Below are 15,336 nucleotides of genomic sequence, written 5' to 3' on the forward strand. Positions count from 1 at the left end.
CTCCCGGTCGTGGGGATTCATGCGATCCCCCGCTCATGTTGCGCCCAATAGGGCCTGCGCAGCTCACGTTTGAGAAGCTTGCCACTGGGGTTTCGCGGTAGTTCGGCCACGATGTCAACCGACGTGGGGCACTTGTAGTGCGCCAGATGCTGCCGGCAGTAGGAGATCACGTCGCTCACATCCAGGCCCTCGCGGGTGGGCACAATCACGGCTTTCACCGTCTCACCCCAACGCTCGTGCGGCACTGCGATCACGGCGGCGTCGCGCACAGCGGGATGCGCCATGAGCACGTTCTCCACTTCCACCGGATACACGTTCTCCCCGCCGGAGACAATCATGTCCTTGACCCGGTCGCAGAGAAACAGATACCCGTCTTCGTCGAGGTAGCCCGCGTCTCCAGTCCGGAACCAACCGTCGCCACTGAGCACTGCGGCTAGTTCATCCGGCTGGTTGTGGTATCCCGTCAACAGCATCTCGCTGCGTGTCCACACCTCGCCGGTCGCACCCACCGATACCCGTTCCCCCGTGACAGGGTCGAAGACACCCATTTCGACGCCGCGCACAGGCCGACCGGCCGACGCGAGCAGCAGGCCGCCGCCGCGATGATCCTCTGCATCGAGAATCGTTATCGGACCGCAAGTTTCGGTCATTCCATAGGCTTGCATGAGGTCACAGCCGAAGACGTCCTGCGCAACCGAGGCAACGGTGGGCGACATCGGCGAACCGCCATAGATCAGGGTCCGCAACTCCGGGTACGTCGAGCGGCGCGCACTCTCGTGCTCGACCAACATCTGCACCACGGCGGGCACTGTCAAAGCGTGGTTGACAGCGCCCCCGGCCAGGACGGGCAGCACCAACTCCGGACGGACGTCGAGAACGTGGTGCGAACCGGCGCCAAGCCCGAGACAGTAGAAGATCCAACCGGTGCCGGAAATATGGAAGTTCGGCGCCGGAACCATGACAACGTCTCCCGGGTGGATCTGCCAGGGTGGGTTGGACGCAAGATTGGCAGCGATCGCCCGGTTGGACAGCTGCACACCCTTGGGCCGACCGGATGTTCCCGACGTATAAACCATGAGCGCGATATCGTCCGGGCCGGCGGCGGGTGTCACAGGCTCCTCGGAAAACTGCGCCAGCCAATTCTCGAAATCCTGTGGCTGTGCATCCGGGACGAGTAGGCGGGTACGGCCGTCCTCCGGTACCGGATATCCGAACTGCGGCATAAATTCTGCCTCGACCACGATCGCATCCAGGTTCGCATCCGCGACTATCTCTTGCATCTCCCGGCGGCTCAGCCGCCAATTAAGTGGCGTAGCAGTGGCTTTCACCAAGGAAGCTGCAGCAAGCACCACTCCCCACGACACTGCACTCTTTCCCGCAAAACCGACGCCACGGATGGTGGCACTATCAGGCACCAAAACAGCGAAGCCGTTGGCGAGCCGACTGCTGTGCCGATACCACTCGCCAAAGGTATGTGCGGCAACACCTTCGACGGCAATACCAGGTGAATCGGGCCTTTCCTGTGACCAGTACTCGAGCATTCGTCCGATTGAATAATGATGATCCATGTTCTCCTCGTCCTCTTGTACGCGAAGCTGAAGGGCCGTTCAGGCGGAACCGGCTACCAGGCGCTCGCGCAGTTCGACTTTGCGCACCTTGCCCAGAGCATTGCGCGGCAGCTCTGTGATGTGTTGGATCGAGGACGGACACTTGAACCCCGCCAGCCGTTCTCGGCAATGGCTGTCCAGTTCGCCGACATCCGGGACGACACCCGCTGCGCACACGACGAACGCCACCGGGGTCTCACCCCACTTCGGATGCGGCCGTGCAACGACTGCGACGTCGACAACTGCCGGGTGGTCGAGCAGTGCCCGCTCGATTTCGGCGGGGTACACGTTCTCGCCGCCGCTGATGATCATGTCTTTCGAACGTCCGACGATCCGGAGGAAGTTGTCCTCGTCGAGCACTGCCATGTCGCCCGTCCGGTACCAGCCGTCACTGGTGAAGGCTGCTTCGGTCTCGACGGGATTTCGCCAGTACTCGCGGATGACATTCTCGCTACGAACCCACAACTCGCCGGGTGCGCCCGTCGGTTGCGCGTTCCCGGCGGGATCGACGATCCGCGCCTCCCATCCCTGCGAGATCTGGCCCGCGGTAGCGAGCCGAGCGCTCCCCGGGACATGATCCTCCGGTCGCAGGACCGACAGGAAACCCTGGAGTTCGGTGCTGCCGTAGATTTGTCGGAACCGTCGGCAGATCACACGAAGCGCCCTCTCGAGCAGCTCCGATTCGATCGGGGCAGCGCCGTACTGCACTTCGAGCAGGCTCGACAGATCTGCGTCCTGTGTGGTCCGCTCCATCGTGTCAACGAGCATCTCGACGATAGTCGGGGCGGCGGTGAAGAAGTTGATCCGCTCGCGCCCGATCACGTCGATGACGCGGTCGATGTCGACACCGTCGTGAATGAAGAGCGTTCCTCCGGTGAGGAAGCACTGCATCGCCTGGGCGAACCCTGCGAGGTGGAACAGCGGCATCATCACCAGGTGGCGACTGCCTCGCTGCTGGTCGCCGATGTCGATCGCGAACCCCGCGAGCCCCCGGATGAGGGCGCCGTGATCGAGCGGGATGATCTTGGGCAGACCGGTGGTTCCACTACTGTGCATGAGGAACGCCGCCTGATCGGCACGCAACCGATCCCGTGGATACGGCGCCGGTGGTTCGCCGCAGCAATCCGCTCCCGTCCAGCCCTCACTCTTCGCTCCTGAAACCACACGGACGAGATCGTCTCGGTTCTCCATGACGGACTGATAGGCCTGGTCGACGAAAATACCTGCGGGCGTGGCAGTATCGAGCAAACGATCGATTTCGTGCGCAGTCATTCGCCAGTTCACGAGCAACGGCAGCGCTCCGAGTCTCATGAGACCCAATGTCTGAACCAGAAATTCGGCGCTGTTGCGTGCGATCACCGCCACAACGTCGTCCGGCCGAATGCCGCGTGCCCACCACTGCGCAGCAGTGCGCTCGACGCGGGCTCGAAACTGTCGGTAGGTCAACTGCTCCCGATCGTCGCTCACGGCCAGCGCGTCCGGATCGGATGTGGCACGCCAGTCAAGGACATGCAGCCAGGTGTACATCAGACGGTCTCCTTCTCCTGGTGTGGTTCGGGCGTCGGGTCAGGCTCAGGCGGCGGCGCGAGTTCTTGCTTCGGCCCGGGTCTGGAGCCCGCGCGGTGCGTCGGTCCGAGCAGCCATCCGAGAACTCGATCGAGCCCACCGCGGGCAAACATGATCACGAGAATCAGTAGACCGCAGTAGACAAAAACGCTCATGACGTTTGCGTCGATGCCGCCTTGTCCTACTGGCACGAGAAAGGGAATGTTGCCGGCGAACTGCCCGAGCACCCGCGGCAGTGCGGTGACGAACACCGCGCCGGCAATGGCGCCGCGCAGGCTGCCGAGACCACCGATGATGATGATGACCAGGTAATCGGTCGACAGCAGGAACCCGAACGCCTGTGGAGTGATGAACTGAATCGTCACTGCAAGAAGGACACCCGCAATACCGGCGTATACGGAGGCGACGAAGAATGCCGCAGCCTTGTTCCGGCCTACGTTGACACCCATCGCCGAGGCCGCCACTTCGCTCTCACGCACCATGGACAGAGCCAGGCCGGGCCTGGCCTGAACAATTCTGCGAGCCGCAATGTACGCAACTGCTACGAGTGCGATTCCGAGCAACCACAGTTTCTCCACCGCGCCGAAGGGCACACCGAGCACATTCCACGGTTCGCTGTCACCGAAATTCACGCCGAGGATCTCGAATTCCGGGACAGCTCTGCCGATGTAGCCACCGCTCAATTGTTCGACCTCGTTGAGAAAGTGAACCCAGATGAACACAAGCCCGATGGTGACGACCGCCAGATAGAGTCCGGTTACCCGACTCGACAACGGGCTGAGCAGCAGGCCCCCGATCCCCGCGGTGAGCACTGCCCCGACGGCTGCGACCGCAGGCGGCAAACCCAGGCCCCAGACATTGTCACCGGGTGGGCTCGCCAATGTGACGTACCCGTAGGCGCCGATACCGACGAAGACCGCATGCGCCAACGAAATCTGCCCCGCCACGCCCACGAGCATCGCCAAACCCATCGCAGCGATCGCTGCCGCCATCGCCAAACCGCCTAGTTGCAACCAGAACTCGCCGACGAAGTACGGCGCGATGACCAGTGCGACCACAAGACCCACCACGAGGAAACGTCCTCTAGACACGGGCCACCTGCTTTGTGCTGAACAGCCCCTCGGAACGCACCAGCAGGACGACCAGCAGAAGAATCCAGGCGCTGATACCCGAAAGGTTGTGCGCCCACCCGCCCAAAGAACTCTCGTAGGTTGCCGCAAACGCCTCCGTCAGGCCGAGCATCAATCCGCCGACCAGCGCGCCGGTGACCGATCCCAGACCGCCGATAACGGCAGCCGGGAAAGCGCGAAATGCTGTGTCCGCCAAGGACGGTGCAACACCTGCAGCCGGGAAGGACGCAAGGAACAACCCTGCGAGAACGGCCAGTGCACCACCAATCGCCCAGCTCGTCCACGAGACACGCGACAAACGCACGCCCATCAACTTGGCAACCTCCGCATCCTGGTTGCTCACCCGCATTGCCAGCCCCCAGTTGGTAAAGCGGAACAAGAGCAGAAACACCGCGATCGCAGCTACCGCAACGCCGAGCGCAATGAGCCGGGACGCAGGCATCGTAATCATCCCGAACTCGACGATGCGATCCCCGACCGGATCATTCAGTGGCCACGTTTCCGCTCCGAGACGACGGCTGACTTCGGTGACGATCAGCAAATTCACGCCGAGAGTAAGAATCGTCAGAGTTACGTGGTCCTGTGTTCGTGATTGACGAATGAAAACGACGTCGGTGACGATCGCGACCAGCGCTCCCACCGCCAACCCGGCTAGGACACCGACCAGATATCCATGCGATTCGCTGACGAGTGCCGCCACGAAAACGCCGGAGAGCAGGAACCCGCCGTGGGCGAAATTGAGGATCCCGGTGGCTCGGTAGATGACCACGAATCCTAGGGCCATCACGGCATACAGCGCGCCGAGTGAGACCCCACCGGCCAAGGCATTCAAGAAACTATCCACGAGAAGTCCTCTCGACTTCGAACGGCGCCTCACTACCGAGGTATGCGGCGATGACAGCGGGATCTCGTTGCACCACTTCAGGTGCGGCGTCGGCAATTACCCTGCCGGACTGCAATACGGTGATGTGGTCGGAGAGACCGAGAACCAAGTCCATGTCGTGCTCGACGAGAAGCACGGTCAGATCGAAGCGATCGCGGCATTCCAGTATCTGCTCACCCAGGGCCCACGATTCGGCATCGTTCATTCCGGCAACAGGCTCGTCGAGTAACAGCAGCGACGGCTGCGCACACAAAGCGCGGGCGATCTCCACCTTCTTTCGGATGCCGTAAGGCAACGGACCCACGGACTGGTCGAGGTACTTCTCGATTCCCAGCGCCTCCGCCATCGTGCGAACGACTTCGTCGTCCTCAGTCCTCTCACGACGCGCTGACGGGAGAGCAAGCGCAGCGGCGAACATCCCAGTGCGCGTGCGGTGGTGGCGACCGACACGAAGTGTGTCCGCCACTGTCAGATGCGGCGGGAGCACCAGATTCTGGAACGTACGGGCAATTCCGTGGGTGATGATCTGGTGCTGTGGCACTGTATCTAGCCGCACGTCACCGAAACGAACCATGCCCGACGCCAGGGGATACAGCGCAGTGAGTGCGTTGAAACACGTCGATTTCCCGGCCCCGTTCGGCCCGATCAACGAATGAATCGTGCCCCGCCGGATGGCAAACGAGACATCATCGAGTGCAAGAACGCCGCCGAACCGAACCGTGAGTCCCTCGGCCGTGAGAAGGTTTCCGTCTACTTCACTCATCACCCCGGCCCCCTGCCTTGGTCAGCACGGCGGAACCGTGGGCGGTGGTCTTACCCAGTGTGAGCTCGAGGAGCATGTCGGAATCGATCAGGTCTGCGGCCGGCCCCTGCGCGGCCATGGTACCGCCGTTGAGGACGTACGCATGGTGCGCGACGGAGAGTGCAAGCCTCGTATTCTGTTCAACCAGTAGGACACTCGTCCCGTCCGCATTCACCTGTGTAATCGTGTCCATGATCTGCCGAGCGACGAGAGGAGCCAGACCCAACGACGGCTCATCCATCAGTAATACCTTCGGCTCACTCATCAGCGCCCGTCCGATTGCGAGCATCTGCTGCTCTCCACCGGACAGCAGGCCGGCGGTTTGGCCGGCCCTCTCTACGAGGATCGGAAACAGTTCGCGGACCCGGCGCAGGCTGGCCGCCACGCGGGACCGCGAACGCACCGACAACGCGCCGGCCATGAGGTTCTCCTGGACCGTCAGCTGCGCGAAGATTCGACGCCCTTCAGGCACCTGAACGATGCCGTGTCGAACGATCTTGTCTGCATTGCTCCGATCGAGGTCCAGACCCTCGCCGCGCACCGTCCCGGCGACCACCTGTCCGCCTTGGGCACCGAGAATTCCCGAGAGTGCCCGCAGGAGTGTCGTTTTACCCGCACCGTTATTCCCGATCAGCGCAACGATCTGTCCCTCGTCGACGCGCAGGTTCACGTCGTGGAATACCTTCGCAGAACCGTAACTCACTGCAAGGGAATCGACTTCGATCATCGTGGCCCTCCTCGTCCTACACTCACTTGGTGTAGCTCTTGTCGGCGGCGTACTTCACTGCAGCGGCGCTGGCGGTGGGAGTCTGCGCAATCACGGTTCCACCCTTGGCATTCGGATCCGGCACGAGAATGAACGACTCCAGCGACGGCGCCGTTCCTGGGTTGGAGAAATCGAGGTCGACAGCGAGACCGTCGGTGTCGATTACTCCCACTTTGCTCATGGCTGTGGTGATGCCCTGCGGAGTCAGATCCTTGTCCTCACACGCCTGGTTCAGGCCCTTTTCGAGCAGTTGCGCCATCAGATACCCGGCGGCAGCAGGTGCGGTTGCCGCGCGGTCGCCGTACTTGGCCTCCCAGGCGGCGAGAAGTTCCTGGACCGGCGCCGCATCAGAACTGAACGGTGCACTGTTCGAGGTCAGGACAACGTGATCGACAAGCGCATCACGGGCCGGCCCCGCCAGGTCGCCACTTGACAGCAAGTTGGTGGCTTGAATCACGACGTCGTATCCGCCGGCCTTCGCGACAGCAGCAGCCGAAACGGTTTGTGCGCTCGCGGTGCCCATGACTATCGCCTTGGCACCCGCCTGGCGCAAAGTGTTGACCTGCGCGGTCGCGTCGGTAGCCGTGCTGTCGATCTTTGTGTTCTCCACCTTCAGACCGAACTGTTGCGCTGCACCGGCCACCCCGTTTGTCACCGCTACACCGATGCCGTTGGGATACGCGATGACACCGATCGTGTCGCCCTCCTTGAGGATCCCTTTCTCCACGAGGTAGGCAACACCGTTGACAGCTTCGACGTCGTACGGCGCCCCCGGCATGAAGGCCTGCGGCACGGTCAGGAGCACCGGATCGTACGAACCTGCCAATACGGCGAGTCCGTCCTGAGCGAGCTTGGGCCCGAGCGTCACCGCGTCAGTTCCCGGCGACAGATTGACAATTCCCGCGATATCCGTCCGCAGCGACGTGTACTGCGTCATCGTCTCCTGCGAGTTGTACTTGTTGTCACGCGATTCGATCCGCAATTCACGATCGCAGACTCCACCGCCGGCATTGACCTTGTCGAACCACAGTTGGATGCCTGCAACCCCGTCCTGGCCAAGACCGCCGATCGGTCCACTGAGAGGGACCAGCGCACCGAGGGTGATGGCATCGGACGTCACGCCGACGCCTGCCTTCACGCCGCCCGATTCTCCCGAGTCGGCATTGTCGGTCGCCTTCGAGGAGCAGCCGGCGATGGCAAGTGCGATCACTAGCGTCGGACCGAGGACCTTGAGCTTGTTCTTCATTCGTTCTCCAGGACAGTTGGTGGACGGGATGAAACAGGGCAAGCGGTTGTGGCACACCGACAATCCGAGCCGGCAGCCAGGACGCAGTCATTTCGCGTCAGATATAAATCTAAGTTCAGGTTTAGATATAAGCGTGAGCCAGTTCACAAGTCAAGGTGCGTACCAAATAATTTTCGGTCTGAATTGAAATATGCAGCTCAAAGCCAAATTTGCGATCCACATTCGTCAGCTATAGGTACGTACCAATAGATTTCAGCGGAGCTATGTCACGTCATCGGTTGCGTGCATGTCGAACCCACCCGTGCCAGACTCCGAAGTAGGCCCGATTACCGATCGAGTGCGGAGGACGTCAAATGACAACATCCAACACGCCGGCGGATTGGCCAGCACTGCGTGTGAACGACTGGACCGACACGCGCGACACCCTGCACATGTGGGTGCAGATCGTGGGAAAGATCCGACTCGCATGTTCACCACTGGTCAACCACTGGTGGCAGGTCACGCTCTATGTCACTCCGCGAGGGTTGACCACATCGTCCATCCCCTACGGCGACCGCATTTTCGATATCGAGTTCGATTTCTGCGAACACCAGCTACGCATCCGCGATAGCTCCGGGGCGTCACACGAGATTCCACTCGAACCTCAATCGGTATCGACGTTCTATGCACGCACGATGGAAGCACTACGCGCCCTGGGCATTTCAGTGGAAATTCAGCCAACACCGAATGAAGTCGAGCCGGCGCTTCCGTTTGCCGACGATCACGTCCACTGCTCCTACGACGCCGAAGCCGTCCACTTGTTCTGGCGCCAACTCGTTCAGGCCGACCGCGTCATCGCGTCGTTCCGTGCGGGATTCATCGGAAAGGTATCTCCGGTCCATTTCTTCTGGGGCGCAATGGACCTCGCCTGTACACGATTCTCCGGACGCACTGCGCCACCACATCCAGGGGGAGCCCCCAACTGTGGCGACTGGGTGATGGTGGAAGGTTACTCTCACGAATTGAGCAGCTGCGGCTTCTGGCCCGGCGGCGGCGAGGAAGGCGCGTTCTACTCGTACTCGTACCCCGCACCTGCTGCGTTCGAGGGTTATCGCGTCGAACCGTCGGCAGCGTTCTACAGCAACGATTTCGGTCAGTTTCTTCTGCCGTACGAAGCAGTCCGGACGGCCACCGACCCGGACGCGACACTGCTTGCGTTTCTACAGACCACCTACGCTGCTGCCGCCGATTCGGGGCGCTGGGACAGAGCCTCGTTGGAGAGCGACCCCCATCGCTGGGGATCGCGGCGATAACTATCGCGCTACGGTCCACCGCGACAGCGCTGCCGGCCAACCCTCTTCTCCCTCTCGAGAAGTAGAACTCCCTGCCCACGCTACGTAACCGTCGGGCCGGACCAGTAGCGCCGGTCCGTCGTCCATGCGTTGCGCTTCGACGAGTAGATCTGGTCCCGGTTTCTGCATCGTCGAGGTGTTCGCGCGCTCACGGATGAGAGCAAAACCCGGCAGGCGCTGCAGTTCCGTGAGTCGCCCTTCGTGTAGCGGCACTTCCGTCGCACGAGTCCCGACCAGATCACTCTGTCCGTCCGGCGGGGGATAACGTAGCTCAGTGCCTGCAAAACTGCCGGCGACGAGGTCACGCACCTTCGGGATCGACAGAATATGCGCAGCAAGGCGATCGCGCATGAACCTGACTGGGCGCGGATGCAAGGTGACGGCGCGCATCATCAGCCCCGACCGCCGAACCACTTGCTTCCCGATCGGGTGCCGCTCGCGGTGATAGGTATCCAGGATCGAATCGTCGGCACCCGCCAATACAGCGCCGAGTTTCCAGGCCAGGTTCACACCATCTTGAATTCCGGTGTTCATTCCTTGTGCGCCCATCGGCGAGTGCACGTGCGCTGCGTCGCCCACCAGAAACACCCTGCCGCTGCGATAGTCGCGAACCTGACGCTCGTCGCAATGGAAACGCGAATGCCAGCCAACGTCGACGACGCCCACATCGCGTCCCATGGCCCGGTTCAGCGCACCCACGATCTCGGCCTCGCCCACCGGATCGCTATCGGGAACCTGACGCTGTCGATCCCAGGTCATCGAGCGATACCACGCACCGTCGCTCTCCTCCTTCCCGTAGGGCGCGAGGAATCCGAACTCACGTGGAGTGTCCCCCAGCGTGAGGCCACCGTCGTGCGGTCCGGCGGTCAGTTTCACGTCAGCCAACACCACTGACGACAGCACGGATTTCCCGGGGAAATCCATCCCGACCAGACCGCGAACCGTACTGTGGGCGCCGTCCGCCCCAACGACGTATTCGGCGCGCCACGTCATCGTGGACGAAGGGTTGTCATCGTCTTTGGCACGAGCAGTGAGGGTGACTCCGGCGTCGTCCTGAACGAGATCGACAAGCGCGATACCACGGTGAATGTCTGCTCCCTGGTCCTTGGCATAGAGTTCGAGGGCTTGGTCGACGTTGGTCTGCGGGGTAATCATGGCGAACCGGTAGCGAGATCTCAGGTGGGTGAGGTCCAGCTTTGCACCCTTGAAAAGGTTGATCCCCGGGGTGGTCGTGCTGGTCGCAAGTAGCTGGTCGGCGAGTCCACGCGCGTCGAGCAACTCCAGTGTTCGCGCCATCGTTGCAAACGCCCGGCTGGACGGGTTGATCGTCGGCCACTTCTCCACTACAGCCACCGAGCGCCCCAGCCGCGCAAGATCACCAGCCACGGTCATACCTGCTGGGCCACCACCGACCACCACTACGTCGACGTTGCGATCCATCGTCAAACCTCCCACGCCGTCGTCCCAAGGTGTGTCGCAGCCGAGTTTCGGTTAATTCTTCGCTGATGGACGCGGTTTTTGCAGTCTTCCCACAGCGGCCGGCAAAACGTAACCTGTCCCAGGTTTCGTTCTGATCGCTAGTGTGGAAAGGACCTACATCGGGAGGCTTGGAACATGCTGGTACGTCGAATTGCTCGTCCACTACTTTCCACCATTTTCATTGCCGGGGGGATCGATGCGCTCCGCAATCCTGCGCAACGCGCGGCAAAAGCAACTCCGCTGATCGACAAATCAGTGGAAACACTCCCCGGCGCGGTGACACAAAAAATGCCCGCAGACCCAGAGACTTTGATCAAGCTCAACGCAGTAATCCAGATCGGTGGTGGAGCATTGCTGGCAACCGGAAAGGCTCCACGCATCGCGTCGTTGGCACTGGCGGGAAGCCTGATCCCCACCACAATTGCAGGCCATGATTTCTGGAACGAGTCGGACCCCACGCTTCGTGCGATGCAACGCACCAACTTCATCAAGAACGTCAGTCTGCTCGGCGGCCTGATGATCGCCGCCGTCGACACCGAGGGCAAACCGTCACTCAGCTGGCGCGGTCGCCGCGCCGCCAGGAAGGCGCAGGCCTCGATCGCGGCGACGCTGCCCTTGGCAGCCGCGAACCACGACGAGCACACCGGGGAACGCCTCGAGCACGCCCTCGCCGTTGCTTCGGAGCGTGGGACCGAGCTAGCCGAAGCTGCGAAGGTTCACGGTGCCGAATTGCTCGAGATCGCAAAGGAACGAGGCCCCGAGATTCTCGAGGTTGCCCAGAAGCGCGGGGCGGAACTGGCAGAAACGGCCCGCGAGCGTGGGTCCGAACTGGCGGAGTTAGCCGGCAAGCGCAGCGCCGAGTTTGCAGAACTTGCGCTCGAAAAAAGCAACGAATGGGCCGAGACTGCATCCGAGCAGTCCGAGGTCCTCGGCAAGCGAGCTCGCAAACGCGCCGAAATCGCCCTGGCGAAGGCCCGCGAGAAGCGCGACGAATTGACGCACTGACACAATCACACGTCCGGTCAGGCCACCCTCGGGTGGCCTGACCTCGTTGGATACACCCCATTCACCTAAGCGAACTAGACTGTCTTGGCACTTTTGCGGTGCTCGAACTTCTTTCACCAAGCCTAGGAGAACCCTTGCCCGACGCGGACCCGTCACACACCGAGCAACAGCTCGAGCAGCAGTACGTGACGATGCTGTATTCCCGTCTCGACGAGCTCCGGAAGCATGCCAAATCGCGCCTGAGCACCGTCTTGCTGGAAAGCGGTGGAACCCCGCAGGCACGCAGTGAACGCGAATCGTTCAACGCGATGTACACCGAGGATCTAGCCAAGTACGACGCAGCCGAAAATGGACTGTGCTTCGGCAGAATCGATTTCGACGACGAACATCGCTACGTCGGCCGCCTGGGAATTCTCGACACCGAGAACGACTACGAGACGCTCCTCCTCGACTGGCGCGCCCCGATGGCCCGCCCGTTCTACCTCGCGACACCAGCGGCGCCTGAGGGCGTGAAGCGTCGACGCCACATCCGTAGCCGTAGCCGCGCGGTCACCGGAATCAACGACGAATACCTCGACCTCGACGCAGCTCGCGCTGCCGGCGTTGTCACCGAAGCCGGTGGCGTAGCCGGCGAGAGCGCGCTACTCGACGCATTGAACGCCGCCCGCACGGGCCAGATGAACGACATCGTCGAAACCATCCAGACCGAGCAGGATTCGATCATCCGATCCGAACACAAGAGTGTGCTCGTGGTTCAGGGTGGCCCCGGTACCGGCAAAACCGCTGTGGCGCTCCACCGTGCGGCGTTCCTGCTCTACACCTATCGCCAGCAATTGGCGAAGGCCGGAGTACTCATCATCGGCCCTAACGCAACGTTCCTCGACTACATCAGTCAGGTGCTCCCGTCACTTGGTGAAACCGGCGTTCTACTCTCCACCATCGGCGACCTGTATCCCGGAGTGCGCGCAACACGAATCGATTCGCTTGCGGCCGGTGAGATCAAGGGTTCACTCGACATCCTCGAAGTACTCAAGAACGCTGTCCGTGATCGCCAGGAAGTACCGTCATCGCCGATTGTTCTCCGATTCGACACCTACGACCTGAAGCTGGATCGAAAGACAGTCACCAAGGCCCGTGGCCGTGCCCGCTCGTCCCGCCGGCCGCACAACTTGGCCAGGCCGATCTTCGTATCAGCGGTCATCGAAGCGCTGGCTCTACAGATGGCCGAGATCATCGGCGGAAATCTGGTGGACGGCGGTTCGCTCCTGAGTCGAGACGACATCGCCGACATCCGTGACGAAATGCGCGAAGACGCCGACATCATGTCCGCAATCGGCTCACTATGGCCCGAGTTGTCGCCGCAACAGATTCTCGCCGAACTCTGGACGTCACCGAGACGACTGGAAAAAGCCGCTCCACAATTCGACGACAACCAGCGCTCGGAATTGTTGCAGAGCGTCGGCCCCGGATTCAGTGCCGCGGACGCGCCGCTACTCGACGAGCTGGCCGAAATTCTCGGCGTTGACGACGCCGCTGAACGCGAACGGGCACAACGACAATGGCGCGCTCAGATTGCCGACGCACAGGGCGCTCTCGATATTCTGACAGGGTCGGCGCCACAGGATCTCGAAGACGAGATGGACCCCGAAATCCTGATGGCCTACGACCTGATCGACGCCAGTCAACTCGCGCAGCGTCACGATTTGGGCCAGCATCAGACCACTGCCGAGCGCGCCGCGGGTGATCGAACCTGGACGTACGGTCACGTAATCGTCGACGAGGCTCAGGAGTTGTCGGCCATGGCGTGGCGAATGTTGATGCGCCGCATACCGAATCGCTGGATGACGTTGGTGGGCGACACTGCGCAGACGGGTGATCCCGCCGGCACGTCGTCATGGCAGACAATCCTCGAACCATACGTCGCAAAGCGGTGGAAGCTCACGCAGCTGACCGTGAACTACCGAACCCCGTCGGAAATCATGGATGTGGCACACCGGGTGCTCGAGGAAATCGATCCCACGCAAGCAGTACCCCGGTCGGTCAGAGATAGCGGTTTTGCACCGTGGTCACTGAAAACCACAGCGGAGAATCTCCAGGAAACGGTGCGTCGCTGCATCGAGCACGAGTCTCACGCAGGCTTGACTGCGGTGATCGCCGGGCACGAGACGGTGAAGAACCTGTCCGGCCTCGCCGGCGACTCTGTCAGCGTGCTCTCCGTCAAGGACGTCAAGGGCCTGGAATTCGACACCGTTTTCATCGTCGAACCCTCGGATATCCTCGAGGAATCGCCGCGTGGCATGAATGACCTGTACGTCGCACTGACCCGAGCAACACAGCGGCTCGGCATCATTCACGTCGAATCGCTTCCGGCTGTGCTCGACAACATCGCCGAAGCTGCATTCACACCCGTGATGTGATGCGACCGAGTAGGTTCTCTCGTGCCACTTCTACTGAAGGAAATCTTCTCGTGACCGCTCCGATCGCCGCACGCATGCCGCAGTGGCTACTCCGTCGCCGCCCACAGGTCGTCGGAGCTGCGCTGATCGGCCTGTGCGCCGGGACGCTGATCGGATGCGCTCAGGCCGAGTCTTCGCCGTCGGATACCGCCGACGGCGCCGCACCTGCCACTGCCACGGCCGACTCACCCGAGCTTCAGGCACTCGAACGGTTCCGGGACGCGATCACGGCAGACGGCGTCACCACACCGCTTACCGACGACACCCTGCAAGCACTCGGGGACGGAATCTGCCGCCAGTTGGCGGTGGGCACGGATCGAACGATGATCATCGAGAATTTGCGCAGCGTGACGCACAACGGCGCCACCAGCCGACCTGGCCAACTCCAAGACGTGGAGAGCACCGAAAACAGTTCGGCCGCATCGCCGATCAGTGCCGATCCCTATCGATTGGGAACCGTGATCGTCGACGCGGCCGAGACCGAGTACTGCTGAGAACTTTCAGCGAACGGTATGAACGATCAGGACGTCGGATGTTGCCTTTCGTGCAGCATCCGACGGTACCGATCCGAGTAGACGCCCGGTCAGTGTGTTGAGTCCACGGTTACCGATGACCAACAGATCACCCTCGACCTCGTCGAGCAAGGCGAGCAACGACTCGACGGGCGCTCCGACGATTGCCCGTTCCACGACCTTCTCCGCGCCGGCAGCATGTGCGCGCTCCCGAGCCGTTCGGAGGATTTCGTAGGTAGGTGTCGAACCTGTGACCTGGTATGCCTCGTCGCCGAGTACATCTGCCGCAGCGCTGACGTCCTTGGGGTCTGCCGGGTAGTACGCGCACGCGATAATCAATTGCGCACTGGCATCGGCTGCAATGCTTGCGGCCCGGTCGACTGCTTTCAGTGACGACTCGGAGCCATCGGTTCCTACGACAACGGTCCGGTAGGCACTCATTCATCCTCCATGGTTACGAGATAGTCAGCGGTTACGGGAAAGTCAGCGCTGCTGACATTAGCGGGCAGAGCGCAGCGATAGTGCCAATTGCCATACACGCCACAAGACCGCA

Annotated in this window: 13 protein-coding genes; 4 read left to right on the forward strand and 9 right to left on the reverse strand. The window is 61.7% G+C overall.

Annotated features, from left to right (window positions below; genetic code table 11):
• Positions 1-17: 17 nt before the first annotated feature.
• The 7 genes from KYT97_RS05275 to KYT97_RS05305 are packed head-to-tail and all read right to left on the reverse strand — an operon-like array spanning position 18 to position 8,000.
• On the reverse strand, positions 18-1,568 hold the full coding sequence (locus KYT97_RS05275) for an AMP-binding protein (protein ID WP_116101341.1): 1,551 nt from the start codon (positions 1,566-1,568) through the stop codon (positions 18-20).
• A gap of 39 nt (positions 1,569-1,607) precedes the next feature.
• Complete coding sequence (locus tag KYT97_RS05280) at positions 1,608-3,134, reverse strand: class I adenylate-forming enzyme family protein (RefSeq protein WP_033230809.1); 1,527 nt, start codon at positions 3,132-3,134, stop codon at positions 1,608-1,610.
• Complete coding sequence (locus KYT97_RS05285; protein WP_033230810.1) at positions 3,134-4,264, reverse strand: branched-chain amino acid ABC transporter permease; 1,131 nt, start codon at positions 4,262-4,264, stop codon at positions 3,134-3,136. The genes KYT97_RS05280 and KYT97_RS05285 overlap by 1 nt, the downstream gene beginning before the upstream one ends.
• On the reverse strand, positions 4,257-5,147 hold the full coding sequence (locus tag KYT97_RS05290; protein WP_033230811.1) for a branched-chain amino acid ABC transporter permease: 891 nt from the start codon (positions 5,145-5,147) through the stop codon (positions 4,257-4,259). Before KYT97_RS05290 ends, KYT97_RS05285 begins: the two co-directional genes overlap by 8 nt.
• A complete protein-coding gene (locus tag KYT97_RS05295; RefSeq protein WP_033230812.1) occupies positions 5,140-5,949 on the reverse strand; it encodes an ABC transporter ATP-binding protein in 810 nt (269 codons plus the stop codon). The genes KYT97_RS05290 and KYT97_RS05295 overlap by 8 nt, the downstream gene beginning before the upstream one ends.
• On the reverse strand, positions 5,942-6,715 hold the full coding sequence (locus tag KYT97_RS05300; protein ID WP_033230813.1) for an ABC transporter ATP-binding protein: 774 nt from the start codon (positions 6,713-6,715) through the stop codon (positions 5,942-5,944). Before KYT97_RS05300 ends, KYT97_RS05295 begins: the two co-directional genes overlap by 8 nt.
• Before the next feature lie 22 nt (positions 6,716-6,737).
• On the reverse strand, positions 6,738-8,000 hold the full coding sequence (locus KYT97_RS05305) for an ABC transporter substrate-binding protein (RefSeq protein ID WP_033230814.1): 1,263 nt from the start codon (positions 7,998-8,000) through the stop codon (positions 6,738-6,740).
• 353 nt (positions 8,001-8,353) lie between these two features.
• Here KYT97_RS05305 and KYT97_RS05310 point away from each other — a divergent pair, with 353 nt between their 5' ends.
• The gene (locus KYT97_RS05310) at positions 8,354-9,292 is read left to right on the forward strand and encodes a DUF5996 family protein (RefSeq protein ID WP_033230815.1); all 939 of its coding nucleotides are present in this window, start codon (positions 8,354-8,356) and stop codon (positions 9,290-9,292) included.
• Here KYT97_RS05310 and KYT97_RS05315 read toward each other — a convergent pair whose 3' ends face one another.
• The gene (locus KYT97_RS05315; RefSeq protein ID WP_172936188.1) at positions 9,293-10,771 is read right to left on the reverse strand and encodes an FAD-dependent monooxygenase; all 1,479 of its coding nucleotides are present in this window, start codon (positions 10,769-10,771) and stop codon (positions 9,293-9,295) included.
• Between the two features lie 174 nt (positions 10,772-10,945).
• Here KYT97_RS05315 and KYT97_RS05320 point away from each other — a divergent pair, with 174 nt between their 5' ends.
• The 3 genes from KYT97_RS05320 to KYT97_RS05330 all read left to right on the forward strand — a co-directional run bounded on the left by KYT97_RS05320 (position 10,946) and on the right by KYT97_RS05330 (position 14,765).
• Positions 10,946-11,815 (forward strand): DoxX family protein, encoded by an 870-nt coding sequence (locus KYT97_RS05320; RefSeq protein ID WP_172936187.1) that lies wholly within the window; start codon positions 10,946-10,948, stop codon positions 11,813-11,815.
• Between the two features lie 134 nt (positions 11,816-11,949).
• Positions 11,950-14,232 carry a HelD family protein gene (locus KYT97_RS05325; protein ID WP_141484370.1) on the forward strand — a complete coding sequence of 761 codons (2,283 nt, stop codon included), beginning with the start codon at positions 11,950-11,952 and terminating at the stop codon, positions 14,230-14,232.
• 50 nt (positions 14,233-14,282) lie between these two features.
• Positions 14,283-14,765 (forward strand): hypothetical protein, encoded by a 483-nt coding sequence (locus tag KYT97_RS05330; protein WP_051730181.1) that lies wholly within the window; start codon positions 14,283-14,285, stop codon positions 14,763-14,765.
• A 6-nt stretch (positions 14,766-14,771) separates the two neighbouring features.
• On the opposite strand, the gene KYT97_RS05335 is transcribed toward KYT97_RS05330, so the two are convergent.
• Positions 14,772-15,224 carry a universal stress protein gene (locus KYT97_RS05335; RefSeq protein ID WP_033230819.1) on the reverse strand — a complete coding sequence of 151 codons (453 nt, stop codon included), beginning with the start codon at positions 15,222-15,224 and terminating at the stop codon, positions 14,772-14,774.
• Between the last annotated feature and the right edge of the window lie 112 nt (positions 15,225-15,336).

Origin of the sequence: Rhodococcus globerulus (assembly GCF_019334125.1) — a bacterium.
In the GTDB taxonomy this organism is placed as follows: Bacteria; Actinomycetota; Actinomycetes; order Mycobacteriales; family Mycobacteriaceae; genus Rhodococcus_F; species Rhodococcus_F globerula.